The organism is Pseudomonas sp. NY15372 (genome assembly GCF_048068215.1).
Classification (GTDB): Bacteria; Pseudomonadota; Gammaproteobacteria; order Pseudomonadales; family Pseudomonadaceae; genus Aquipseudomonas; species Aquipseudomonas guariconensis_A.
On the sequence record NZ_JBLUPY010000012.1, the window covers coordinates 99,556 to 124,723 of the forward strand.

Genomic DNA, 25,168 nt, shown 5'->3' on the forward strand with positions numbered 1-25,168 from the left:
TTGGGCGGTTTTGGCAGAGCCTGTAAGGCTGGAAATGTGGAAATTTCGTTACCGTACGCCTCGGTGGATGTTACGGCTGGGCAGGCTGGGTAACAGATTTCGGGGCGCGATGCCTTTGCCATGCCGCTGTGGTGGCAGGGCAGGCCCAATCGCGGGACAAGCCCGCTCCCACAGGGGGGCGCCTGTGGGAGCGGGCTTGCCCCGCGATTACGGTATTTGAGATAGCGCAGAGAAAGAGGCGGGAACCGGCGTCCCCGCCTGGAGCACATCAGTTGTCGCTGGTGGCGTTGCTCTTGCGCCGTGGAATGCCGAGGCGCTGACGGCGTTCCCACAGGCACTTGCGGCTGACGCCGAGCTTGCGGGCCAACTCGGTCTCGGTCATGTGGTCCTGGTGCTCGAGGACGAAGTGCTGGAAGTAGTCCTCCAGGGAAAGGTCCTCGGTCGGCTCATGGCTCGCGTTGTTGGCGCTGGCGCCCGGGGCGGACGGCACGATATCGAAGGCTTCTTCATCTTCCAGGCCGCTCAGCTCGATATCGATGCCCAGCAGGTCGGCAGAAATTTCCGAGCTCTCACTGAGAATCACCGCACGCTCCACGGCGTTCTCCAGCTCGCGCACGTTACCCGGCCAGCTGTAATGGCGGATGGCTTGCTCGGCTTCGCTGGAAAAGTGCAGGTCGTCACGACCGATACGGGCCCTCTGCCGGGCCAGGAAGGCATCGGCGATTTCGTTGACGTCGCTGCCGCGTTCGCGCAGGGCCGGCAGCTTCAGCGCGATGACATGCAGGCGGTAATAAAGGTCTTCGCGGAACTGGCCGGCCTTGGCCAGGTTCTTCAGGTCTCGGTGGGTCGCGGCGATCAGGCGCACGTCGACCTTCTGCGACTGCACCGAACCGACCCGGCGAATCTCACCTTCCTGCAGCACGCGCAGCAGACGGGCCTGGGCTTCCAGCGGCAGTTCGCCGATTTCGTCGAGGAACAGCGTGCCGCCGTCAGCCGCTTCGACGAGGCCCGCACGGCCGGCGCTGGCGCCGGTGAACGCGCCTTTTTCGTGGCCGAACAGTTCCGATTCGATCAGGGTTTCCGGAATGGCCGCGCAGTTCACCGAAATCATCGGAGCCTTGGCCCGGCGCGACAGGTTGTGCAGGGCACGGGCGACCAGCTCCTTGCCGGTGCCGGATTCGCCCTGGATCAGCACATTGGAGTCGGTGGGCGCGACCTTGCGGATCTTGCTGAACATGTCCTGCATGGGCGGGCACGAGCCAATGATGCCGATCTCGCCGGTGGCAGGGGCAGGGCTGCCCTTGTCTGCCACGACGGGCTTGCCGTTGGCCCGCGGCTCGGCACCGCCGACGGCCGCGACGGGGGCCGGGGCGTTCTGCCGGTCGCGCAGGATGCGCGCCACGGCCTGGAGCATCTCGTCATGATCGAAAGGCTTGGCGATGTAGTCCACCGCGCCCATTTTCATCGAGTCCACCGCCGAGCGCAGGCTGGCGTAGCTGGTCATGATCAGCACCGGCGTGCCCTGGCCGAGTTTGATCAACTCGGTGCCCGGGGCGCCGGGCAGGCGCAGGTCGCTGACGATCAGGTCGAAGGTGGCAATGCTGAAGCGTTCCTGGGCTTCCTGCACCGAGCCGGCTTCGCTGACCTGGTACTGGTTCCGCTCGAGCAGCCGACGCAAGGCCGAGCGGATGATGGTTTCGTCTTCGACGATCAGAATGTGCGGCATTGATTCAATTCTCTCGACGGTCTCGAATTTCAGGGGACGTCGCTACGACATGCCGGGGCAGGGTCACGCGGATCCGGGTGCCACGCTGCCGTTCGATATCGGCGGGGCTGTCGATGGTGATTTGCCCATAATGCTCTTCCACGATGGAATAGACCAGAGCAAGCCCAAGTCCGGTGCCTTCGCCCGGGTCCTTGGTGGTGAAGAAGGGTTCGAACAGGCGGTCCATGATGCTTTTCGGGATCCCGCTGCCTTCATCTTCGACGACCAGGTCGACGGTGTGCTCGTTGACCTCGCTGCGCACTCGCACGGCGCTGCCGGGCGGGGACGCGTCGCGGGCGTTGGAAAGCAGATTGATCAGCACCTGGGCCAGGCGCTGCGGGTCACCTTCGACCCAATGGTCCGGGTCGCAGAGGTTGAAGAACTGTACTTCGAAATTGCGCCGGTTCAATGCCAGCAGACCAATGGCATCCTGCGCCACCTCGGCCAGGCATACCGGCTCCTCGCTGTTCTGGTGGCTGCCACCGGCATGGGCGAAGCTCATCAGCGACTGCACGATGCGCGAGACGCGCTTGGTCTGCTCGATGATCTGGCTGGACAGCTCGATGATCTCGCCGTCGCCGTCGCGTTCTTCGCGCAGGTTCTGCGCCAGGCAGGCGATGCCGGTGATCGGGTTGCCGATCTCGTGGGCCACGCCCGCGGCCAGGCGGCCAATGCTCGCCAGGCGCTCGGAGTGCACCAGTTTGTCTTCCAGGGCCTGGGTCTCGGTGAGGTCCTCGACCAGCAGTACCAGGCCGCTGTTGCCCGGCGCCAGTGGCTCGGCGATGGCGGCCTTGTGCAGGTTCAGCCAGCGGGTCTGGCCGTCCAGTGCCAGGCGCTGCTTGTGCAAATGTTCGTCCGGGACATTGATGAAGTTCTGCAGCAGGCCACGCCAGGGCTCGGAAACGGTGACCAGGCGCGAGCCGACCACATGCTTGGCGGCAATGCCGGTCAATTCCTCCATGGCCTTGTTCCACATCAGGATCTCTTGGTCCTTGGCCAGGGAGCAGACGCCCATCGGCAGTTCCTGCAGGGTCTGGCGATGGTAGCGACGCAGGGCGTCGAGCTCGGCGGCAAGGCCGGTCAGGCGCGAGTGGTAGTCTTCCAGGCGGCTTTCGATGAAGTGGATGTCTTCGGTGACGTAGTTCTCGTTGCCCGACTTGTACGGCAGGAAGGTCTCGACCATGTCCTGGGCCACGCTTGGCCCCATCAAGCCGGACAGGTTGGCCTCGATGCGGTCGCGCAGGCGGCGCAAGGCGTAGGGGCGGCGCTCGTCGAAGGGCAGGTAGAGGTCGCGCAGGGCCTGTTCGACCTCCTTCTGCGCGGCCTTGGCGCCCAGCGGCTTGGCTAGCTGGGTGGCGAATTCCTGGGGCGAGGCGGCGTGCAGCTCCCGGCGCTGCGGGCGACGGACGTTGTCGACGGCACAGGCCTCGGCGGCACTGACCTCTTCGCTGCTGGCGTTGGTGAACAGCGAGATCAGGGTGAACAGCAGCACGTTCGCCGCCAGCGAGCCGATGGCCGCCATGTGCCAGCTGGTGTCGTCCAGCACATAGATCATGTCCAGCAAGGGAATATAGAAACCCTGCAGGTTACCCAGCAGCGGTAGCAGCATGGTCACCATCCATACCGCGATCCCGGCCATCAGGCCAGCGATGAAGCCACGGCGGTTGGCGGTCGGCCAATACAGCACCGACAGCACGCCGGGCAGGAACTGCAAGGTCGCGACGAAGGCGACGATGCCGAGGTTGGCCAGGCTCTGGTGGTTGTTCTGGGTCAGGTAGAACACGAAGCCGGCGGCAATGATGGCGACGATCAGGGCGCGGCGGGTCCACTTCAGCCAGCGGTAGATGTTGCCTTCGGCCGGCGGCTGGTAGAGCGGCAGCACCAGGTGGTTCAGCGCCATGCCCGACAGCGCCAGGGTGGTGACGATGATCAGCCCGCTGGCGGCCGACAACCCGCCCACGTAGGCGAGCAGCGCCAGCGCCGGGTTGTCGGCGGCGATGCCCAGGCCCAGGGTGAAATACTCGGGGTTGGTGCTCGCACCCAGGCGCAGGCCGGCCCAGAGCACCAGCGGCACGGCCAGGCTCATCAGCAGCAAGAACAGCGGCAGGCCCCAGCTGGCACTGACCAGCGAGCGTGGGTTGAGGTTCTCGGTGAAGGCCATGTGGTACATGTGCGGCATGACGATCGCCGAGGCGAAGAACACCAGCAGCAGGGTCCGCCAGGGGCCTTCCTGTAGCGGGGTATGCAGCGCGGCCAGGGCGGTCTGGTTCTGCAGCAGCCAGACCTCCAGCTGGTGCGGGCCGCCGAACACGCCATACAGCGCGTACAGCCCGATGCCGCCCAGGGCCAGGAGCTTGATCACCGATTCGAAGGCAATGGCGAATACCAGGCCTTCATGCTTCTCGCGTGTGGCGATGTGGCGTGAGCCGAAGAAAATGGTGAACAGGATGATCAGCACGCAAAAGGCAAACGCCACCCGCGCCTTGACCGGCTCGCCGGTGAGGATGCTGATCGAATCGGCGACCGCCTGGATCTGCAAGGCCAGCAGCGGCAGCACGCCGATCAGCATGAAGATGGTGGTCAGCGCGCCGGCCCAGGTGCTGCGAAAGCGAAACGCCAGCAGGTCGGCCAGTGACGACAGCTGGTAGGTGCGGGTGATCTTCAGGATCGGGTAAAGCAGCACCGGGGCCAGCAGGAAGGCGCCGGACACGCCCAGGTAGCAAGCCAGGAAGCCATAACCGTACTGGTAGGCCAGGCCCACCGAGCCATAGAAGGCCCAGGCGCTGGCATAGACGCCCAGAGACAAGGTGTAGGTCAACGGGTGGCGGATGATCGAACGCGGAATCAGCCCGCGCTCGCTGATCCAGGCCACGCCAAACAGCACCAGCAGGTAGGCGGCGCTGATCAGGATCATCTGGGTCAGGCTAAAGCTCATCGGCATCTCGTTGGCTCTGCAAAATGAAGGTGACGACGATGAGGATCAGCCAGAGCAGGTAAGGGCGGTACCAGGCACCGGTCGGCTCGATCCACCAGTCCATGATGGCGGGGGAGAACAGGTAGATTCCCACGACCAGAAGCAGGACCAAACGATAGATGTACATGCTGGCCTCGTTGGTTGGGCGCTGCGGCTTGGACTTATTATTGGCGCAAATGGCTGGGGCGATGCTAGCGGGAATCGATAGGGTTCGCCAAGGTTTTGAATTTATTGGCCTTTTGTTTTTCAGCGGCCCGCCCCCCTATAGGAGCGGCCTTGTGCCGCGAAAGGGGCGCGAAGCGCCCCCAGGTCATCGATATCATGGGCTGCTCTGCAAGCCCGTTCGCGGCACGAGGCCGCTCCTACATTGATCGCGCCGGCCGTATCAGCGCAGATCAGCCTCAGGCACGGTCAGTTGCCGTGCAATCGCCTCCGGTCGCCAGCGTTGCCGGGCGATGGCCAGTACCTCGGCGGGGCTTGCGCTCTCCATGGCAGGCTCCGTAGCCTGCCCCAACGCGCGCAAGGCCCGCAACAGCAAGGGCGTCGCCTGGTCGGCCTCGAGTGGCGGCGAACGGTATGACTTGCCCAGCTTGTGACCGTCCGGCTGCACGATCAGCGGAATGTGTAGGTAGCGCGGCTGGGAGAAGCCCAGCAGCTCTTGCAGGTACAGCTGGCGCGGGGTGTTGTCGAGCAAGTCGGCGCCGCGCACGATGTCGGTAACACCCTGCCAGGCATCGTCCAGCACCACCGCCAACTGGTACGCATACAACCCGTCGCGGCGCTGGATGACGAAATCGCCCACCTCGCGCCCCAGGTGTTGCTGGAAATCGCCCTGCACCCGATCGGTGAAGCGGTAGATCAGCTCCGGCACTCGCAAGCGGATCGCTGCACCCGCTCGGGCATGCCCGGCGTTGCGGCACAAGCCCGGGTAGATGCCGTTGTACTTCTCCAGCTGCTTGCGCGAGCAGGTGCAGGCATAGGCCAGGCCCATGTTGAACAGGCGGTCGACCACGGCGGCGTAGGCGTCGTGCCGCTGGCTTTGGAATACCACCTCGCCATCCCATTCCAGGCCGTAGCGCTCCAAGGTCTGCAGGATGGCATCGCGAGCGCCGGGCATTTCCCGTGGTGGGTCGGTGTCCTCCATGCGCAGCAACCAGCGACCACCGACCGCGCGGGCATCGAGCCAGGAGGCGAGGGCGGCGACCAGAGAGCCGAAATGCAGGAAACCGCTGGGGGTGGGGGCGAAGCGTCCGATGTAGCGGGAGTCGTTCATGGGTACAAGCTATATAAATGAAACGGGGCGCATGATGCGCCCCGTTCAGGTGGAAGAAAGATCAGCCTTTGCCGACCGTTTTTTCCTTTTTCTCGGCAATTTCCTTGCAATCGAAGCACAGGTCGGCGGTAGGACGGGCTTCCAGACGGCGCAGGCCGATCTCGATGCCGCAAGACTCGCACCAGCCGTACTCATCGGCCTTGATCTTGTCGAGCGTCTTGTCGATCTTCTTGATCAGCTTGCGCTCGCGGTCGCGGTTGCGCAGCTCCAGGGCGAACTCTTCTTCCTGGCTGGCGCGGTCGGCCGGGTCAGGGAAGTTGGCTGCTTCGTCCTTCATGTGGTCCACGGTACGGTCGACACTGTTCATCAGCTCTTGCTTCCAGGCGCCGAGCAGCTTGGTGAAGTGCTGTTTCATGGGCTCGCCCATGTACTCTTCACCCTTGGTTTCGACGTAGGGTTCGACACCGTACATGGTCTGGGCTTTTTGCTTTTCTACGGTGGACATGAATAGACCGCCTCTTACTCATCTGATCCAATGCGCAGGCTGCTCCATCTCCGGCACCCGCCGGCCCTGCGACTGCGAGCCGCCGAACTTACCAGATAGATCGGGGGTGCGCTAGCCCGCCCGATCCTAGGTGTTGACAGCGACGCAAGCCGCACGTTCGATGCCGCGCAGAGGTAGAATCACCAGTTTAGACCCAATTGAGAGAAGGCCCATGGCCCAGCCACACAGTGCGCGCAGTCGCGCCATCGAACCCTTCCACGTCATGGCCTTGCTGGCGCGCGCCAACGAGCTGCAGGCGGCCGGCCATGATGTCATCCACCTGGAGATCGGCGAGCCGGACTTCACCACCGCCGAACCCATCGTGGCCGCAGGCCAGGCGGCATTGGCCGCAGGCCACACCCGCTACACCGCGGCGCGTGGCCTGCCGGCGCTGCGCGAGGCGATCGCCGGCTTCTATGGCCAGCGTTATGGCGTGAGCGTGGACCCGGAGCGCATCCTCGTCACGCCGGGCGGCTCGGGTGCACTGCTGTTGGCCAGCAGCCTACTGGTCGACCCAGGCAAGCATTGGCTGCTGGCCGATCCTGGTTATCCTTGCAATCGGCACTTCCTGCGCCTGGTCGAAGGCGGAGCACAGCTGGTGCCGGTAGGGCCGGAGGTCAACTACCAGCTCACCGCCGACCTGGTCGAGCGCCATTGGGACAAAGACACCGTCGGCGCACTGGTGGCTTCGCCGGCCAACCCCACCGGTACGGTGCTCGACCGCGACGAGCTGGCCAGTCTGTCCAGGGCCATTCGTGAGCGCCACGGCCACCTGGTGGTCGACGAAATCTACCACGGTCTGACCTATGGCATGGATGCGCCCAGCGTGCTGGAAGTGGACGACCAGGCATTTGTCCTGAATAGTTTTTCCAAGTATTTCGGCATGACGGGCTGGCGCCTCGGTTGGCTGGTCGCGCCTCCCAGCGCCGTGGGGGACCTGGAAAAGCTCGCACAGAACCTCTACATCAGTGCACCCAGCATGGCCCAGCACGCGGCACTGGCGTGCTTCGAACCTGCGACCCTGGCCATCCTTGAGGAACGCCGGGCCGAATTCGCCCGGCGGCGCGACTACCTGCTGCCGGCCCTGCGCGAGCTGGGCTTCGGCATTGCCGTCGAGCCCCAGGGCGCCTTCTACCTGTACGCCGATATCAGTGCCTTCGGCGGGGATGCCTTCGCCTTCTGCCGGCATTTCCTGGAAACCGAGCACCTGGCGTTCACCCCTGGCCTGGACTTCGGCCGCCACCAGGCCGGCCACCATGTACGTTTCGCCTATACCCAGAGCCTGCCGCGCCTGGAAGAGGCGGTGCAACGCATTGCCCGTGGCCTGAAGAGCTGGCAAGGCTGATGCTGTTCTTTCCCGCACTCGAACAGGCACGCCTGTTGCGTCGCTACAAACGCTTCCTGGCCGATATCGAGCTGGCCAGTGGTGAACAACTGACCATTCATTGCCCGAATACCGGCTCCATGCTCAATTGCATGCGCGAAGGCGGGCAGGTCTGGTTCAGCCGCTCCAACGACCCCAAGCGCAAGCTGCCAGGTACCTGGGAAATCAGTGAGACGCCCCAGGGGCGCCTGGCCTGCGTCAATACCGGCCGGGCCAACGCCTTGGTGGAGGAGGCCCTGCGCGCCGGGCAGATCACTGAGCTGGCCGGCTTCACCGCGCTCAAGCGTGAGGTGGCCTATGGCGAGGAAGGCAGCCGGGTGGATTTTCGCCTGGAATTCCCGGACGGGCCGGCCTACGTGGAGGTCAAAAGCGTGACCCTGGGCTACCCGGATACACCGGTCGCCGCATTTCCCGATGCGGTGACCCAGCGCGGGGCCAAGCACTTGCGCGAGTTGGCGGCGCTGGCGCGCCAGGGCATCCGCGCGGTGCAGCTCTACTGCGTCAACCTCACCGGCGTGGAAGCGGTTCGCCCAGCCGAGGAGATCGACGCGGCCTACGCCCAGGCCTTGCGGACTGCAGTGGCGGATGGCGTCGAGGTGCTGGCCTATGGCACCCGGTTGGACGCCGAACAGATCATCATCGATCGGCCATTGCCGGTACTGCTCACGCCTTGAGCCAGATGCCCTGGCTGTCTTCCAGGCACGCCAGGGCGTCCAGCTGCTCGCCTTCGCAAGGGCCGGCCACGCATTCGCCGTTTTCGATTAGGAACAGCGCGCCATGGTGGGCGCAGTGGATCAGGCTGGCGCTGTCGTCGAGAAAGGCATCGGCGTCCCAGTTCAACGGGATGCCACGGTGCGGGCAGCGATTGCGGTAGAGGTAGACCCGGCCCTGGCGGCGCACACCGAACAGGTGCTCGCCAGCTACGCTGAAAGCGCGGCTGGCACCTTCGGCCAGGTCGGTTGAGGCACAGAGAAAATGCATCGATGCAGACGACTCGTGTAACAAAGGGATGGCTTGACGCCTCAATGCGAACAATTATCAAATTGCTCGCATTCGCTGCGTCCGGCTGTCTATGGTGCGCAGTTCCGCCGCCTGCGACAAGCGCGTGGCCCGCCTTCTGCAAAGGAATACGATGATGCGTCGTCCTGCTGCTCTGATCGCCCTGTGTGCCGGTCTCTTTTTATCCACTCAGGCCCTGAGCGACGAGCTGCCGCAGCGCTGGGTCAGTGCCGGCGGTGCCTTGAGTGAGTGGATAAGTGCCTTGGGGGGCGAGCCGCGCTTGGTCGGGGTCGATACCACCAGCCAGCACCCGGCATCGCTCAAGGCGCTGCCCAGCATCGGCTACCAGCGCCAGCTGTCTGCTGAAGGCATCCTCAGTTTGCGCCCTGACGTGCTGGTGGGAACCGAAGAAATGGGGCCACCGCCGGTGCTGGCGCAGATCCGCAAGGCGGGGGTGCGGGTCGAACTGTTTTCCAGCAAGGCCGACCTGGGCGCCGTGGACGGCAACCTCAAGCAATTGGGCAGCCTACTCGGTGCCGAGCGCAAGGCCGCCGAGCTGAGCGCCGGTTACCACCAGCAACTGCAGGCCGTGCAGGCAAAGGTCAAGCAGGCCCAGGCCAGCCAAAACGCCCCGGGTGTGCTGTTGCTGGTCGGCCATGCTGGCGCCAAGCCCCTGATAGCAGGGCAGGGCACGTCGGGCGACTGGCTGCTGCGCCAGGCCGGCGCCCGCAACTTGGCCGCTCATCAGGGTTACAAGAATTTTTCGGTCGAAGCGTTGGCCGCTCTGGGCCCGGATGTTGTTGTGATCTCCGACCGTGCCCTGGAGGGGGAACAGGCCCTGCGGGCGATGCTCAAGGAAAACCCGGGCCTGGCTGCCTCCCGCGCTGCACGTGACAACCGCCTGGTTTACCTCGACCCGACCTTGCTGGTCGGTGGCCTCGGCCCGCGCCTGCCGGCGACCTTGAATGGGCTGGTCGAGGCCTTCTACCCGGCGGCCCAATGAAACAACGTGTGCAACCCCGTACGCTGTTCATCGCCCTGACCTTGCTATGCCTGTTGGCGACCTGGTTGTCGCTGGCGTTGGGCCCGGTCAGCCTGCCGCTTTTCGATACGTTGCGTGCCGGGTTGCGCCTGTTGGGGTTGCCCGTCGCCGCCGATGGCTTGGAACAGGCCGAGATGATCCTCGCCCAGATCCGCCTGCCGCGCACTCTGCTGGGGTTGGCGGTGGGCGCGGTGCTGGCGCTGTCGGGTGTGGCGATGCAGGGTTTGTTCCGCAATCCACTGGCTGATCCCGGGCTTGTCGGCGTTGCCAGCGGGGCGGCCCTGGGCGCGGCGGTGGCGATCGTCGGTGGCAACTGGTTGGGCGAGATCCCGGAGCGGTTCGCCCCTTATCTGTTGTCGGCTTGCGCGTTTGTCGGCGGCCTTGGTGTCACTGCGCTGGTCTATCGCCTGGGGCGCCGTGACGGTCAGACCAACGTCGCCACCATGCTGCTGGCGGGCATCGCCCTGACTGCACTGGCCGGTTCGGCGGTGGGGTTGTTCACCTACCTGGCCGACGATGCCACCTTGCGCACGCTGACCTTCTGGAACCTGGGCAGCCTCAACGGCGCCAGCTACGAGCGCCTGTGGCCCTTGCTGCTGGTGGCGACGGCGGTTGCATTGTGGTTGCCACGCCGAGCCCAGGCGCTCAATGCCATGCTGTTGGGGGAGTCGGAGGCACGGCACCTGGGTATCGAAGTGGAAGCGCTCAAGCGCGAATTGGTGTTTTGTACCGCGTTGGGTGTGGGGGCCGCCGTTGCCGCCGCGGGGCTGATCGGCTTCATCGGCCTGGTGGTACCGCACCTGGTGCGCCTGCTTTGTGGGCCGGACCATCGGGTGCTGCTGCCGGCGTCCTTGCTGGCCGGCGGTGCGCTGTTGCTGTTCGCCGACCTGGTGGCGCGCCTGGCGTTGGCACCGGCGGAATTGCCGATCGGTATCGTGACCGCATTCATCGGCGCGCCGTTCTTCCTGTTCCTGCTGATTCGAGGGCGCGCCTGATGCTGGAAGTCGACGGCCTGCACTTGCGGCGTGGCAGCAACGATGTGCTGCACGGGATCGACTTGCACGTGCGGCCCGGGCAGGTCCTGGGTGTGCTAGGGCCCAATGGCGCCGGCAAGAGCAGCCTGTTGGGCGTCTTGTGTGGCGAATTGGCGCCTAGCCAAGGGCAGGTGCGGTTGCAGGGGCGTCCGCTGGCAGACTGGCCGGGTCAGGCGCGTGCCCGTCGCCTGGCGGTGTTGCCACAAGTCTCCAGCCTGGGCTTTGCCTTTGGCGTCGAGGAGGTGGTGGGCCTTGGCCGGTTGCCCCATGCCAGCGGTCGCCAGCGTGACCGGGAAATCGTCGAGGCCGCTCTGCGCGCGGCAGACGCCTGGCACCTGGTGGCGCGCAACTACCTTGCGTTGTCTGGCGGTGAGCGCCAGAGGGTACACCTGGCACGGGTATTGGCGCAGTTATGGCCAGGCGAGCAGGGCAGCACGTTGTTGCTGGACGAACCCACTTCGATGCTCGACCCGCTGCACCAGCACACCACCTTGCAGGCGGTACGGCGTTTCGCCGACCAGGGGGCGGCGGTCCTGGTCATATTGCATGACCTCAACCTGGCGGCGCGCTACTGTGACCGTATCCTGCTGCTGGAACAGGGGCGCAGTCATGCCCTGGGCACGCCGCAGCAGGTCCTTACGCCCGAAGCGCTCAAGGCCGTATTTGGCATCGATGTGCTGGTGCAGACACACCCGGAGCGTGGACATCCGCTGATCATCATCCGCTAGGCTCATTTACTCCGATAATCTCGGACTCCACCCCGGCCGTTCCTCGACTGTTTTCGCCTTGCCTGGCCGGCGTCCCAAGACTTTTCACACAAGCCTAGGAGGTTCAGCCATGCGCCATGGAGTGTTGTCCGGCTTGCTGGTCTTGATATTGACTGGTTGCCAGGCCAGCCTGCCGCCCTTGCCCACCTGGCAGGGCAGCGTGGGGCGTGATAACGCGCAGTTGGGCGAAATTCGCGACCTGGCCGATGGCCAGCCGCTCACCCCCGAGCAGCTCGTGGCCGAGCTGGCCTGGGCCCCTCGGGTATTGGTGGGTGAGAAGCATGACAACCCTGACCACCATGCGTTGCAGGTGTGGTTGTTGCGCGCCTTGGAAACCCGGCGTGCGCAGGGCAGCCTGCTGCTGGAAATGTTGCAGCCGTCGCAGCAACCCTTGATCGATGCGCTGCAAGGGCAGGCGATGCTACCCGCGAAATTGCCTCAGGCCCTTGCCTGGCAGGAAGGGTGGGACTGGCCACTGTACGGGCCTATCGTGCGCGAGGCATTGCAGCGGCAGATCCCTCTGCTGGCGGCCAATCTGACACCCGATGAAATGCGCCAGGCCTATCGCAACCCGGCGGTGCTGAGCGGGCCGCATTCGAATGCGCCGGCGGTGAAGGCTGCGTTGCTCGAGCAAGTCCGTGCGAGCCATTGTGGATTGCTGCCGGAGCAGCAATTGCCGGCCATGCTTGCCGTCCAGCAGCAGCGCGACCGGCGTATCGCCGAGCGGATACTGGCCGCGCCGGCCCCGGCCTTGCTGTTCGCTGGCAGCTACCATGTGCGCAAGGACCTGGGGGTTCCGTTGCATTTGGCTGACTTGGGAGCAACGGGCGAAACGAAGGTGTTATTGCTGGTGGAGGTCGGGGAGAAGGTCGAGCCAGGCATGGCGGACTATGTGTGGTACACGGCGGCATTGCCTGCCCAGGACTATTGCGCTCAGTTGCGTCGATGAAATGTGTGTTCAGTCTATACAGGCCCAATCGCGGGGCAAGCCCCCACAAGAGCTCAACCTTAGTGCTGCCAAATGTCGACCAAAAAAAAGACCCGGCAAAACTGCCGGGTCAATAACCGTGATTAGCCTGATGAGGAGATAATCTGAGCGTCCGAACCAGGGACCTTTCAGCTTATCCAACCAGTCTCGCGACCAGTTGTGGTAATCATAACGATTCTCATTTCGTCGTCAATCCCTCCACTACGATTATTTTGATTTTTTTTGCGCAGGGTTCTTGGCGTCCAGTTGATCGTCGAGCGCCTGTTTGCGCTCGGCGGGCAAATCGTTCCAGTGCATGTCCAGCAATGCTGCCTCGATGGAGTACAACAACACCTTCGATGCCCGGAACCCTCGCGACTTCACGGCCTGATAGGCACCCACCGCGCCCAGACGGCGCAGGTCCGATGCACTATGGATACCGACAGCGTGAAGCCATTGTGCGGAGGTCTTGCCAAGATTTCTCAGATGCTGCAATTCATCGTTCATCTGGCCTCCTGGCGATGGCTGAACGAGGTCTGTGGAATAAATCGCGAGCAGGTCAGAGAGGAGTGTAGCGGGGGTTGGGAAATGCGCGGCCTTTTGCCATCGACGGCCGACAGGGTGCGAAACGCTCGATGAATCTGGCGACACAAGGCCGCCGGTTGTGGGAGCGGCCTTGTATCGCGAGGGCTGCAGCGCAGCCCTTTTATCATCAGAAACCAGGCAGGCGCTGGCGAATCTGCTCGATCAACTGGTCCATGCTGGTGCTTTCATGGGTGTCTACCCGCTTGCTGTGGGGCAGCTCGTCGCCGGCCAGGGGTTCGCGGCTGGCCTGTTGGGCCTTGATCACTTCCAGCGTGGCATCGGACGGGTCTACATTCTGTGCCTGGCGTTGTTCCAGCCAGCTGGCGATGACTGCGTCAGGTGCTTGGCAATCGAGGATCAGGAACGGCACGCCGGTTTCGCTGGCGATCTGCGCCGCCGCCTGGCGCTGCGCCTGCTTGAGGTAGGTAGCATCGAGCACCACCGGGAACCCGGCGTGCAGGATGGCTGCCGCCACTTCATGCAAGCGCTGATAGGTAGCGCGGCCAGCGTCCTGGTCGTAGATGCCGGCCTGCAACTGGCCCGCGCTTTCCGGCTGCTGTTCACCGAACAGGCGCTTGCGTTCCACATCCGAACGCACCCGGATCGCGCCCAGGGCCTCGACCAGGCGCATGGCCACGTGGCTCTTGCCCACGGCCGACACGCCATGGGTAATGGCCAACAGGCGCGATGGAATGGCGCTGTAGCTTTCAGCCAGGTTGGCATAGTTGCGGTAGGTGCGCAGGGTGGTGGCGCGCTGCACGCCATCGGCCTCGGGCGGCATGCTGAACAGGGCGACCTTGGCGCGTACCAGGGCACGGTAGGCTTTGTAGAAGTTCAGCAGCTCCAGGCCTGCGTAGTCGCCGGTCAGTTCCAGGTATTGGCTGATGAAGCGGCGGGCCAGGCATTTCAGGCCGCGGTCCTCGAGGTCCATGGCCAGGAAGGCGATGTCGGCATAGACATCGGTGAGGCGGAAGGGCTCGTTGAACTCGATGCAGTCGAAGATCACCACCTTGCCGTCGATCAGCGTGGCATTGCCCAGGTGGATGTCGCCGTGGCACTCGCGGATGAAGCCGTTGGCCTTGCGTGCTTCGAGCAGGCCGTGCAGGCGCTCGAAGCTGCTACGGGCCCAGGCCTGAAGGTTGTCGAGCTGTTGCAGGTCGGCCTTGTCGCTGAGGAACGGGCGGATCTGCTCGAAGTTCTGCTCTACCGGAGCCATGACGCTTTCCGGCGTTCCCAAAGGGTGATCGACCGCGACCTTGGGCGCTTGCAGATGGAACTCGGCGATCTGTCGGGCCATCTGGTCGATGTGCCCGGCGTTCAGCTCGCCATTGGCCTGCAAGGTATTGAGCATCTGCCCTTGGGGGAACTGGCGCATCTTCAGGGCGTATTCGATCGGCTCGCCGTCGCCGCCCAGTTGCGGGGCCTCGGCGCTGCCGGTGATCGGCAGGACTTCAAGATAAAGACCGTCGGTCAGGCGCTGGTTCAGGCGCAGCTCTTCGTTGCAAAAATGCTGGCGCTGATCCAGGCCGGTGAAGTCGAGGAAGCCGAAGTTCATCGGTTTCTTGATCTTGTAGGCATACTCGCCGGTCAGCAGCACCCAGGAGATATGCGTCTCGATGAGTTGGAACCCGTCCACCGGATGGGAATAGAGGGTGGGGTTCTGCAGCGCGCTGATCAGGGCTTGGCTCACGGGCAATCCTTCTGGGGGCAGGGAATTCGAAAGCGCCATTATGGTCAATGGTGCCGTCCCTGCAAACCGCTGGAATTCCAGGCGGACGAAGCGACCATTCTGAATCGCCCCGCAGCCCACCAGCCTTGACCAAAGTGCGTATAATCCGCTGCCATGACTCGTACCCGAAACTCCCGCACCCCCAAAAAACGCCCGACCGGCCGCTCCCGCGCCTGGCTGGGCTGGGCCCTGAAGCTCAGCCTGGTCGGCCTGGTGCTGATCGCCGGCTTCGCGGTCTACCTCGATGCTGTCGTCCAGGAGAAGTTCTCCGGCAAGCGCTGGACCATCCCGGCCAAGGTGTATGCTCGGCCGCTGGAGCTGTTCGTCGGCCAGAAGCTGAGCAAGAATGACTTCCTGACCGAGCTCGATGCTCTCGGCTATCGTCGTGAAACCGCCGCCCAAGGCCCGGGCGAAGCATCGATCAATGGCAATACCGTCGACCTCAATACCCGCGGCTTCCAGTTCTACGAGGGCATGGAGCCTGCGCAGTTCGTGCGCGTGCGTTTCTCCGGCGACTATGTGGCGGGGCTCTCCGGGGCCAATGGCGGCAAGCTCGACGTGGTGCGCCTGGAGCCGCTGATGATCGGCGGCATCTACCCCAAGAACCTGGAAGACCGCATCCTGATCAAGATCGACCAGGTGCCACCGTATTTGCTGGAAACCTTGGTGGCCGTGGAAGACCGCGACTTCTACAGCCATTTCGGCGTATCGCCCAAATCCATTGTCCGCGCCATGTGGGTCAACACTTCGGCGGGCGCGATGCGCCAAGGCGGCAGTACCCTGACCCAGCAGTTGGTGAAGAACTTCTATCTGACCAACGAGCGTAGTCTCAGCCGCAAGCTGACCGAAGCGATGATGGCGGTGCTGCTGGAGCTGCACTACGACAAGCGCGAGATCCTCGAGGCCTACCTCAACGAGGTGTTCGTCGGCCAGGACGGCCAACGCGCCGTGCACGGCTTCGGCCTGGCCAGCCAGTTCTTCTTCAGCCAGCCGCTGGCCGAACTCAAGCTGCACCAGGTCGCGCTGTTGGTCGGCATGGTCAAGGGGCCGTCGTACTACAACCCGCGTCGTCATCCAGAGCGCGCCCTGGCCCGTCGTAACCTGGTGCTCGACCTGCTGGCCGAGCAGGGCGTGGCGACCCCGGAAGCGGTCGCGGCGGCGAAGAAAATGCCGCTGGGCGTGACCAAGCGCGGCAGCCTCGCCGACAGCTCCTTCCCGGCCTTCCTCGACCTGGTCAAGCGCCAACTGCGCCAGGACTACCGCGACGAAGACCTGACCGAAGAAGGCCTGCGCATCTTCACCAGCTTCGACCCGATCCTGCAGATGAAGGCCGAGACGGCCATGAGCGAGACCTTCAAGCGCCTGGCCGGGCGCAAGGGTGCCGACGAGGTGGAGTCGGCAATGGTGGTGACCAACCCTGAAACCGGCGAAGTGCAGGCCCTGATCGGCAGCCGCCAGGCCGGTTTCGCCGGCTTCAACCGTGCGATCGATGCGGTGCGGCCGATCGGCTCGCTGGTCAAGCCGGCGGTGTACCTGACCGCCCTGGAAAAGCCGACCAAGTACACCCTGACCAGCTGGGTGCAGGATGAGCCGTTCTCGGTCAAAGGTGCCGACGGCCAGGTCTGGCGCCCGCAGAACTACGACCGCCGTCCCCACGGCACCATCTACCTGTATCAGGGGCTGGCCAACTCCTACAACCTGTCCACCGCCAAGATCGGCCTGGAAGTGGGCGTGCCCAACGTGATCAAGACCATCGGCAGGCTCGGCGTGAACGTCGACTGGCCGGCATTCCCGTCGATGCTGCTGGGTGCCGGCGGTATGTCGCCGATGCAAGTCGCGACCATGTACCAGACCATCGCCAACGGTGGCTTCAACACGCCGATGCGCGGTATCCGCAGCGTGCTCACCGCCGAAGGCGAGCCGCTCAAGCGCTACCCGTTCCAGATTCAGCAGTCCTTCGACCCAGGTGCCATCTACCTGGTGCAGAACGCCATGCAGCGGGTGATGCGCGAAGGCACGGGCCGCTCCGTCTACAACGTGCTCCCACGCTCGCTGACCCTGGCCGGCAAGACCGGTACCAGCAACGACTCGCGCGACAGCTGGTTCTCCGGTTTCAGCCAGGACCTGCTGGCGGTGGTCTGGCTGGGGCGTGACGACAACGGCAAGACCCCCTTCACCGGTGCCACCGGCGCCCTGCAGGTCTGGACCAGCTTCATGCGCAAGGCCGACCCGTTGCCGCTGGACATGCCGCAACCGGACAACGTGGTGCAGGCCTGGATCGACCCGTACAGCGGCCAGGGGTCGGACGGCAGCTGTCCGGGGGCGGTGCAGATGCCGTATATTCGAGGGAGTGAACCGGCTCCCGGTGCCATCTGTGGCCCCCAGGATCCGGTCGAGTCCGTCATGGACTGGGTCAAGGGATGGATGAATTGAGCGCTAGCTTCGAAGAGGGTGTGACGTGAACAAGTGGTTGTTTCCTGCCTTGACGGCGATGGCCGTGCTCCATGGCTGTGCCAGCGTGCCGCGCGGCAATATCCCGGTGGTGGACTCCAGCACCCGGGTCTCCAATAGCGAGCGGGTCGCGGCCAACCGCAGCGGTGGTCTGCCGACCAGTGGCGGCACCCGCCAGGCCCAGGCCCTGCCCGAAGACTCCGGCGTGACCGTGATGACTCCGCAAGGGGCCGGCGCTGCGCCGATCCAGTCCTTCCCGGCCGGCAGCAGCGCGGCGCCGATCAGCACTGGGCCTATCACGCCTGGGCCGATCAGCACCGGCCCAATTACCACCAATCCCAACCCGGTGGCTGACGAGCCGTTCGACATCGCCTCGATGAACAGCGCGCCGAGCGCCACTTCCAGCGCCCCGACCGGCATCCCGCGCAGCAATGCAGGCAGCGGCGGCCTGTCGGCCGACGAGCAACTGGACGGCCCGGTGCTGGCATTGCTGACCACCGCTCAGCAACAGCAGGGCGGCGGTGACTTCAACGGCGCCGCATCGAGCCTGGAACGTGCCCAGCGCATCGCCCCGCGCGAGCCGCAGGTGCTGTTCCGCCTGGCCCAGGTGCGCCTGGCCCAGGGCGATGCGGCCCAGGCCGAACAACTGGCCCGTCGCGCCCTGACCTACGCCAACGGTCGCCCCGACCTGCAGGCCGAGCTGTGGAACACCATCGCCCAGGCCCGCGAGAAGCAGGGTGACAGCGCTGGTGCTGCGTTGGCGCGGCAGAAGGCGCGGACGACTTCGTGATGGAACAGCGCATCCTGGACATCGCCGACCACCTGCTGCTGATCGAGCGCGAGCTGCAGGTGCAGGGCTGGTGGAGCGCCGAAGCGCCGACGGCCGATGCGCTTGCCAGCGTGGTGCCGTTCGCGGTCGATACCATGGCCTTCGAACAATGGCTGCAATGGATCTTTCTCCCGCGCATGAAGCTCATCATCGAGCATGGGCATCCGCTGCCCAATGCGTCCGGCATCCTGGTCATGGCCGAAACCGTGTTCGTCGATCGTCCGGAACAGAGCCGCGAGCTACGGCGCCTGCTGGCAGCGTTCGATCAATTGATCAGCCCTTCCGCCTGATTTCTTCTCTTTTTCCTTCAAGGGCCGCAGATTGTGGCCCTTTTTTATGGATTTCTTTATTTTTCTGCTGCTGACGTCGTTTTTAGTGGTGGCAGTGCTTCATCCTGGAGAAAAATTGGCAATAATTTTTCTTGACTTACGCGTGCCGAATCAGAAGAATCCAGTTTCCGCTGTAGAGGGACTGCCAGAAGCAGACCCGCTAAGCAGATCATGAGGCGCACACCCGCGCCGACTTGTTACACCCCGCAACGCGTTACCTCGCGCTGGGTGGGAACCCCCCGCAACACTCTGGGGCGCTCCCAATACTTGCTCAGTCAGTGCTGACGTTCGCTCATGCTCTGCTTGGCAGTAAACCTATTAAGACCCGCCCAATGAGGGCGGTATTCTGGCGTTTTAGAGGTGAACAACGTGGAGCTTTTATCTGGCGCTGAGATGGTCGTCCGCTTCTTGCGTGACGAAGGCGTTAAGCACATCTACGGGTACCCTGGTGGTGCTCTCCTTCATGTTTATGACGCCCTGTTCAAGGAACCGGAGATCAACCACATCCTGGTTCGTCATGAGCAGGCTGCCACCCATATGGCGGACGGCTACGCCCGTGCCACCGGCAAGGCCGGCGTGGTACTGGTCACTTCCGGCCCAGGCGCGACCAATGCCATCACCGGCATTGCCACCGCCTACATGGACTCGATCCCGATGGTCATCCTCTCCGGCCAAGTGCCCAGCACCATGGTAGGGACCGATGCCTTCCAGGAAACCGACATGATCGGTATTTCCCGGCCGATCGTGAAGCACAGCTTCATGGTCAAACACGCCACGGAAATCCCTGAAGTCCTGAAAAAAGCCTTCTATCTGGCACAGTCCGGCCGTCCAGGCCCGGTCGTGGTCGACATTCCAAAAGATATGACCAACCCGGCCGAGAAGTTCGAATACGTCTATCCGAAGAAGGTTAAGCTGCGTTCCTACAGCCCGGCGGTTCGCGGCCACTCCGGCCAGATCCGCAAGGCGGCCGAAATGCTGCTGGCTGCCAAGCGTCCAGTGGTCTACGCCGGTGGCGGCGTCATCCTCGGCGGCGGCTCCGAAGCCCTCACCGAGATCGCCAAGTCGCTGAACCTGCCGGTCACCAATACCTTGATGGGGCTGGGTGGCTTCCCGGGCACCGACCGTCAGTTCCTGGGCATGCTCGGCATGCACGGCAGCTACACCGCCAACATGGCCATGCACAATGCCGACGTGATCTTCGCGGTCGGCGCGCGTTTCGATGACCGTGTGGTCAATGGCCCTGCCAAGTTCTGCCCGAATGCCAAGATCATCCACATCGACATCGATCCGGCGTCGATCTCCAAGATGATCAAGGCTGACGTGCCGATCGTAGGTCCTGTGGAAAGCGTCCTCAACGAGATGCTGGCCATCCTCAAGGAAATCGGCGAGCAGCCCGACAAGGCGGCGCTCGATGCCTGGTGGAAGCAGATCGAAGAATGGCGCGGCGATCGCGACCTGTTCCCTTACGACAAGGGCGACGGCAGCGTGATCAAGCCGCAGACCGTGATCGAGACCCTCTGCGAAGTGACCAAGGGCGATGCCTTTATCACTTCCGACGTGGGCCAGCACCAGATGTTCGCGGCGCAGTACTACCGCTTCAACAAGCCGAACCGTTGGATCAACTCCGGCGGCCTTGGCACCATGGGCTTCGGTTTCCCGGCGGCGATGGGCATCAAGCTCAACTTCCCCGACCAGGACGTGGCCTGCGTGACTGGCGAAGGCAGTATCCAGATGAACATTCAGGAGCTGTCCACCTGCATGCAGTACGACCTGCCGGTGAAGATCGTCAACCTGAACAACGGTGTGTTGGGCATGGTTCGCCAATGGCAGGACATGGCCTACAGCGGCCGTCACTCGCACTCCTACGTGGAGTCGCTGCCTGACTTCGTCAAGCTGGTCGAGGCCTATGGCCACGTGGGTATCCGCATCACCAGCCTGAAGGATCTCAAGCCGAAGTTGGAAGAGGCCTTCGCGATGAAGGACCGCCTGGTGTTCATCGACATCGCGGTCGACAGGACCGAGCACGTCTACCCGATGCAGATCAAGGACGGCTCGATGCGTGACATGTGGCTGAGCAAGACGGAGCGTACCTGATATGCGGCACATCATTTCCCTGCTGTTGGAAAACGAACCCGGTGCCTTGTCTCGCGTGGTCGGCCTGTTCTCCCAGCGTAACTACAACATCGAAAGCCTGACCGTGGCGCCGACCGAGGATCCGACTCTGTCGCGCCTGACCCTGACGACCGTTGGTCATGACGAAGTGATCGAACAGATCACCAAGAACCTGAACAAGCTGGTCGAAGTGGTCAAGCTCGTCGATCTGTCGGAAAGTGCTCACATCGAGCGCGAGCTGATGTTGGTCAAGGTCAAGGCCACCGGCGCCCAGCGCGCCGAGATCAAGCGCACCACGGATATCTTCCGTGGCCAGATCGTCGACGTCACCGCCAGCGTGTACACCGTGCAGCTGAGCGGCACCAGCGACAAGCTGGACAGCTTCATCCAGGCCATCGGCACCGCGTCGATCCTGGAAACCGTGCGCAGCGGCGTTACCGGCATTGCCCGTGGCGACAAAGTGCTCAGTATCTGAATACGCATACAAAGAATCAGTGATGGCTCGTGGAGCCGAGATATAACAGGGGTATTTCATGAAAGTTTATTACGACAAAGACTGCGACCTTTCCATCATCCAGGGCAAGAAAGTCGCCATCATCGGTTACGGCTCCCAGGGCCACGCCCAGGCGTGCAACCTGAAGGACTCCGGTGTGGACGTCACCGTCGGTCTGCGTAAAGGTTCGGCCACCGTTGCCAAGGCAGAAGCCCACGGCCTGAAAGTGGCCGACGTGGCCACTGCTGTCGCGGCTGCCGACCTGGTCATGATCCTGACCCCGGACGAGTTCCAGGGCGCTCTGTACAAGAACGAGATCGAGCCGAACATCAAGAAGGGCGCCACCCTGGCCTTCTCCCACGGCTTCTCGATCCACTACAACCAGGTCGTTCCGCGTGCCGACCTCGACGTGATCATGATCGCGCCGAAGGCTCCGGGCCACACCGTTCGCTCCGAGTTCGTCAAGGGCGGCGGCATCCCTGACCTGATCGCTGTCTACCAGGACGCTTCCGGTAACGCCAAGAACGTCGCTCTGTCGTACGCCTCGGGCGTCGGCGGTGGCCGTACCGGCATCATCGAAACCACCTTCAAGGACGAGACCGAAACCGACCTGTTCGGCGAGCAGGCCGTTCTGTGCGGTGGTACCGTCGAGCTGGTCAAAGCCGGTTTCGAAACCCTGGTCGAAGCTGGCTACGCGCCGGAAATGGCCTACTTCGAGTGCCTGCACGAGCTGAAGCTGATCGTCGACCTCATGTACGAAGGCGGTATCGCCAACATGAACTACTCGATCTCCAACAACGCCGAATACGGTGAGTACGTCACCGGCCCGGAAGTCATCAACGAAGAATCCCGCAAGGCCATGCGCAACGCTCTGAAGCGCATCCAGGACGGCGAGTACGCGAAGATGTTCATCTCCGAAGGCGCCACCAACTATCCGTCCATGACTGCCAAGCGTCGCAACAACGCCGCCCATGGCATCGAAGTCATCGGCGAGCAGCTGCGCTCCATGATGCCGTGGATCGCTGCCAACAAGATCGTCGACAAGACCAAGAACTAAGGTCTGCTTCGATACATGAAAAAACGCGGCTTCGGCCGCGTTTTTTCATTTAGGCGGCCGGCTTCTGGTATAAAGCGACCAGTGGCTTGCCGTTAGAACCTGTTTAGCAGGCCCGTGTCGAATTTTTTTCCACTTCCGTTGCAAGGTATTTTTCATGAGCGAACGTCCCGAAGAGCCGAACAAGCCCTCCGACGCCGAAAGCCTGCTACCTGTCGATGAGCATATTGAAGAAGGGCACGACGCCGAAGGCCGCAAGGTCCGCCATCGCGGCATCTACCTGCTGCCCAACCTGTTCACGACCGCCAACCTGTTTGCCGGTTTCTACTCGATCGTCAGCTCCATCAGCGCACATGGCTACCTCAGTGCGGGTGACCCTCGCGAAGCGAGCAAGTATTTCGCCTTCGCCGCGATCGCCATCTTCGTGGCCATGGTCCTCGATAGCCTGGACGGTCGCGTAGCGCGCATGACCAACACCCAGAGCGCATTCGGTGCCGAATATGACTCGCTGTCGGACATGGCCGCCTTTGGCGTCGCGCCGGCGCTGCTGGCCTTCGTCTGGGCGCTGGGCGATATGGGCAAGGTCGGCTGGATGGTGGCGTTCATCTATGTGGCCGGTGCGGCATTGCGTCTGGCGCGTTTCAACACCCAGGTCGGCACCGCCGACAAACGTTACTTCATCGGCCTGGCCAGCCCGGCCGCCGCGGGTGTGGTCGCCGGTACCGTATGGGCCTTCAGCGACTATGGCATCCAGGGCTCCAAGCTGTCGTTCCTGGTTGCCTTGCTGGTTGCGGCCGCGGGCATGCTGATGGTCAGCAACATCAAGTACAACAGCTTCAAGGAACTCGACCTCAAGGGGCGCGTGCCGTTCGTTGCGATCCTGGCGGTGGTGCTGGTGTTCGCCGTGGTGTTCAGTGACCCACCCCGTATCCTGCTGCTGATCTTCCTCGGTTATGCCGTCTCGGGCCCGGTGCAATACCTGCTGCGTGGTCGTCGTCGCAAGACGCCACAATGAGTTAATGCTGGAATAACCCTCCGGCTCCATAGTCTTACAGGTACATCCGTTGCCTGTGCTATGGAGCCGTCATGCTTATCAAGTCTCTCAGGTCGTCCGACTGCAAAGCGTCGGAGATCACGCCAGAAGCTATCTATCTTTCCCGTCGTACCTTGCTGGGCGGCTCCCTTGCTGGCTTGGCGCTCGGTGCGCTGCCGGCAGTCGGTGTGGCGGCCGAGCCGTCGCGCTATGCCGATGTCACGCCTGGCGCGCCGCCCCGCTGGTTCGATGAAAAGCTCGCTGGAGCGCGCTGGCAGGCGGTCACGGTCAAGGACGAGGCGATCACGCCGTTCAAGGACGCCACGCACTACAACAACTTCTATGAGTTCGGGCCGGATAAGGGCGACCCGGCCGCCAATGCTGGCAGCCTGAAGACCGAGCCATGGAGCCTAGTGGTCGATGGCGAGGTGGCCAAGCCGGGGCGCTATGCGCTCGAAGACTTCGTCAAACCTTACCAGCTCGAGGAACGCATCTACCGCTTGCGTTGCGTCGAGGCCTGGTCGATGGTCATTCCCTGGCTGGGCTTCCCCTTGGCCGAAGTGCTCAAGCAGGTGCAGCCAACCTCGAAGGCGCGCTATGTGCGCTTCGAGACCCTGCAGGACCCTAAGTCCATGCCGGGCCAGCGTTCGGGCTTCGCCTTGATCGACTGGCCCTACGTGGAGGGCCTGCGCCTGGATGAGGCGATGAACCCGCTGGCGATCCTGGCTGTGGGGATGTATGGCCGTGAACTGGCCAACCAGAATGGCGCACCGCTGCGTCTGGTGGTGCCCTGGAAGTACGGGTTCAAGAGCATCAAGTCGATCGTGCGCATGAGCCTGGTGGCGGAGCAGCCGCGTACCACCTGGGAAAGCCTGGCGCCCGAGGAGTACGGGTTCTATGCCAACGTCAACCCGACGGTGGATCACCCGCGTTGGACTCAGGCCAGGGAGCGGCGCCTGCCGAGCGGTCTGTTCAGCCCCAATGTACGCGATACCTTGATGTTCAATGGCTACGCCGATGAAGTGGCGTCGCTCTATACCGGGCTCGACCTGCGGAAGAACTATTGATGCGCTACCCCTGGTTTCGCCTGGCCATCTTCCTGGTGGGGAGCATTCTCCCCGCCTGGTGGCTATATGAAGCAGCGATGGGCCTGCTTGGCCCGGACCCGGGCAAGATCCTCGTGGATCGCCTGGGGCTTGGGGCACTGACCTTTCTGTTGGTTACCCTGGGCATGTCACCATTGCAACGCCTGACGGGCTGGTCGGGGTGGATAGTCGCAAGACGGCAGCTGGGGTTGTGGTGCTTTGCCTATATCGTGCTGCACATGACAGCGTATATGGTGTTCGTCCTGGGGTTGGACTGGGGGCAGCTAGGGGTGGAGTTGCGCAAGCGGCCCTATATTATCGTTGGGTTCCTGGGCTTCCTGGGGTTGCTCGCGCTGGCAGCGACTTCCAATCGATACAGCCAGCGGCGCCTGGGCGCTCGGTGGAAGAAATTGCACAGGTTGGTATACGTCATCCTGGGGCTGGGGTTGCTGCATTTCCTCTGGATCGTGCGTTCAGACCTCAAGGAGTGGGTGGTGTATGCCTCTATTGGAGGGCTGTTGTTGGCCGTGCGATTACCGCCGGTATGGCGTCGTGTTCCTCGCTTGATGGGGCGGGGGAGGGCAGTTTGAAACTTTTTTGAAATAACTGTTGACGCCCTTCTGAATCCCCTTATAATGCGCCCCACTTCCGACGCAGTCGAAACGCAAAACTCCTTGGGATTCAATGAGTTGAACGCTTCAGGTAGTATCGGAAGGCTT

General features: G+C 63.3%; 23 protein-coding genes. 15 read left to right on the forward strand and 8 right to left on the reverse strand.

Annotation, left to right across the window (positions count from 1 at the left end; genetic code table 11):
• Nucleotides 1-268 precede the first annotated feature (268 nt).
• The 5 genes from ACNFG0_RS11925 to dksA form a co-directional block, all read right to left on the reverse strand.
• The gene (locus ACNFG0_RS11925) at nt 269-1,726 is read right to left on the reverse strand and encodes a sigma-54-dependent transcriptional regulator (RefSeq protein ID WP_416764955.1); all 1,458 of its coding nucleotides are present in this window, start codon (nt 1,724-1,726) and stop codon (nt 269-271) included.
• Nucleotides 1,727-1,730: 4 nt separating this feature from the next.
• Entirely contained in the window at nt 1,731-4,706 is a 2,976-nt protein-coding gene (locus ACNFG0_RS11930; protein WP_196146768.1) for a sensor histidine kinase, read from the reverse strand.
• Nucleotides 4,690-4,866: a hypothetical protein gene (locus ACNFG0_RS11935; RefSeq protein WP_003250005.1), complete on the reverse strand. Its 177-nt coding sequence runs from the start codon at nt 4,864-4,866 to the stop codon at nt 4,690-4,692. Before ACNFG0_RS11935 ends, ACNFG0_RS11930 begins: the two co-directional genes overlap by 17 nt.
• A 258-nt stretch (nt 4,867-5,124) precedes the next feature.
• Nucleotides 5,125-6,012, reverse strand: coding sequence for a tRNA glutamyl-Q(34) synthetase GluQRS (gene gluQRS / locus ACNFG0_RS11940; RefSeq protein WP_416764957.1), 888 nt, complete (start codon nt 6,010-6,012; stop codon nt 5,125-5,127).
• A gap of 61 nt (nt 6,013-6,073) precedes the next feature.
• Nucleotides 6,074-6,517 carry an RNA polymerase-binding protein DksA gene (gene dksA, locus ACNFG0_RS11945; RefSeq protein WP_137162443.1) on the reverse strand — a complete coding sequence of 148 codons (444 nt, stop codon included), beginning with the start codon at nt 6,515-6,517 and terminating at the stop codon, nt 6,074-6,076.
• 211 nt (nt 6,518-6,728) lie between these two features.
• On the opposite strand from dksA, the gene ACNFG0_RS11950 reads away from it, so the two are divergent.
• Both ACNFG0_RS11950 and sfsA read left to right on the forward strand, forming a co-directional pair.
• Nucleotides 6,729-7,901, forward strand: coding sequence for a pyridoxal phosphate-dependent aminotransferase (locus ACNFG0_RS11950; RefSeq protein ID WP_416764959.1), 1,173 nt, complete (start codon nt 6,729-6,731; stop codon nt 7,899-7,901).
• The gene (gene sfsA, locus ACNFG0_RS11955) at nt 7,901-8,614 is read left to right on the forward strand and encodes a DNA/RNA nuclease SfsA (protein ID WP_416764961.1); all 714 of its coding nucleotides are present in this window, start codon (nt 7,901-7,903) and stop codon (nt 8,612-8,614) included. The genes ACNFG0_RS11950 and sfsA overlap by 1 nt, the downstream gene beginning before the upstream one ends.
• Here the strand turns inward: sfsA and ACNFG0_RS11960 are convergent.
• Nucleotides 8,604-8,921 carry a Rieske (2Fe-2S) protein gene (locus ACNFG0_RS11960; RefSeq protein WP_416764963.1) on the reverse strand — a complete coding sequence of 106 codons (318 nt, stop codon included), beginning with the start codon at nt 8,919-8,921 and terminating at the stop codon, nt 8,604-8,606. The genes sfsA and ACNFG0_RS11960 overlap by 11 nt on opposite strands.
• Before the next feature lie 151 nt (nt 8,922-9,072).
• Between ACNFG0_RS11960 and ACNFG0_RS11965 the strand changes: the two genes are divergently transcribed.
• The 4 genes from ACNFG0_RS11965 to ACNFG0_RS11980 all read left to right on the forward strand — a co-directional run bounded on the left by ACNFG0_RS11965 (nt 9,073) and on the right by ACNFG0_RS11980 (nt 12,731).
• Nucleotides 9,073-9,942: a heme/hemin ABC transporter substrate-binding protein gene (locus ACNFG0_RS11965; RefSeq protein ID WP_416764964.1), complete on the forward strand. Its 870-nt coding sequence runs from the start codon at nt 9,073-9,075 to the stop codon at nt 9,940-9,942.
• 50 nt (nt 9,943-9,992) lie between these two features.
• The gene (locus tag ACNFG0_RS11970; RefSeq protein ID WP_416764973.1) at nt 9,993-10,976 is read left to right on the forward strand and encodes a FecCD family ABC transporter permease; all 984 of its coding nucleotides are present in this window, start codon (nt 9,993-9,995) and stop codon (nt 10,974-10,976) included.
• Nucleotides 10,976-11,743, forward strand: a complete 768-nt coding sequence (locus ACNFG0_RS11975; protein WP_416764966.1) for a heme ABC transporter ATP-binding protein — start codon at nt 10,976-10,978, stop codon at nt 11,741-11,743. Before ACNFG0_RS11970 ends, ACNFG0_RS11975 begins: the two co-directional genes overlap by 1 nt.
• Before the next feature lie 109 nt (nt 11,744-11,852).
• Nucleotides 11,853-12,731 carry a ChaN family lipoprotein gene (locus ACNFG0_RS11980; RefSeq protein ID WP_416764967.1) on the forward strand — a complete coding sequence of 293 codons (879 nt, stop codon included), beginning with the start codon at nt 11,853-11,855 and terminating at the stop codon, nt 12,729-12,731.
• Between the two features lie 246 nt (nt 12,732-12,977).
• Here the strand turns inward: ACNFG0_RS11980 and ACNFG0_RS11985 are convergent, their stop codons facing one another.
• Complete coding sequence (locus ACNFG0_RS11985; RefSeq protein WP_196146760.1) at nt 12,978-13,256, reverse strand: TfoX/Sxy family protein; 279 nt, start codon at nt 13,254-13,256, stop codon at nt 12,978-12,980.
• Between the two features lie 205 nt (nt 13,257-13,461).
• Complete coding sequence (locus ACNFG0_RS11990) at nt 13,462-15,024, reverse strand: AAA family ATPase (RefSeq protein ID WP_416764968.1); 1,563 nt, start codon at nt 15,022-15,024, stop codon at nt 13,462-13,464.
• Between the two features lie 153 nt (nt 15,025-15,177).
• On the opposite strand from ACNFG0_RS11990, the gene mrcB reads away from it, so the two are divergent.
• The 9 genes from mrcB (at nt 15,178) to msrQ (ending at nt 25,039) form a co-directional block, all read left to right on the forward strand.
• Nucleotides 15,178-17,496 (forward strand): penicillin-binding protein 1B, encoded by a 2,319-nt coding sequence (gene mrcB, locus ACNFG0_RS11995; RefSeq protein WP_196146758.1) that lies wholly within the window; start codon nt 15,178-15,180, stop codon nt 17,494-17,496.
• A 25-nt stretch (nt 17,497-17,521) separates the two neighbouring features.
• Entirely contained in the window at nt 17,522-18,304 is a 783-nt protein-coding gene (locus ACNFG0_RS12000) for a tetratricopeptide repeat protein (protein WP_416764970.1), read from the forward strand.
• Nucleotides 18,301-18,633: a YqcC family protein gene (locus tag ACNFG0_RS12005; RefSeq protein WP_196146756.1), complete on the forward strand. Its 333-nt coding sequence runs from the start codon at nt 18,301-18,303 to the stop codon at nt 18,631-18,633. The genes ACNFG0_RS12000 and ACNFG0_RS12005 overlap by 4 nt, the downstream gene beginning before the upstream one ends.
• Nucleotides 18,634-19,041: 408 nt before the next feature.
• On the forward strand, nt 19,042-20,766 hold the full coding sequence (locus tag ACNFG0_RS12010) for an acetolactate synthase 3 large subunit (protein ID WP_196146755.1): 1,725 nt from the start codon (nt 19,042-19,044) through the stop codon (nt 20,764-20,766).
• A 1-nt stretch (nt 20,767) separates the two neighbouring features.
• Nucleotides 20,768-21,259 carry an acetolactate synthase small subunit gene (gene ilvN, locus ACNFG0_RS12015; protein WP_003250040.1) on the forward strand — a complete coding sequence of 164 codons (492 nt, stop codon included), beginning with the start codon at nt 20,768-20,770 and terminating at the stop codon, nt 21,257-21,259.
• 58 nt (nt 21,260-21,317) lie between these two features.
• Entirely contained in the window at nt 21,318-22,334 is a 1,017-nt protein-coding gene (gene ilvC, locus ACNFG0_RS12020) for a ketol-acid reductoisomerase (protein WP_043215774.1), read from the forward strand.
• Between the two features lie 154 nt (nt 22,335-22,488).
• A complete protein-coding gene (gene pssA, locus ACNFG0_RS12025) occupies nt 22,489-23,346 on the forward strand; it encodes a CDP-diacylglycerol--serine O-phosphatidyltransferase (RefSeq protein ID WP_084855446.1) in 858 nt (285 codons plus the stop codon).
• 71 nt (nt 23,347-23,417) lie between these two features.
• Nucleotides 23,418-24,431, forward strand: coding sequence for a protein-methionine-sulfoxide reductase catalytic subunit MsrP (gene msrP / locus ACNFG0_RS12030; RefSeq protein ID WP_416764971.1), 1,014 nt, complete (start codon nt 23,418-23,420; stop codon nt 24,429-24,431).
• Entirely contained in the window at nt 24,431-25,039 is a 609-nt protein-coding gene (gene msrQ, locus ACNFG0_RS12035; protein WP_196166396.1) for a protein-methionine-sulfoxide reductase heme-binding subunit MsrQ, read from the forward strand. The genes msrP and msrQ overlap by 1 nt, the downstream gene beginning before the upstream one ends.
• Nucleotides 25,040-25,168 lie beyond the last annotated feature (129 nt).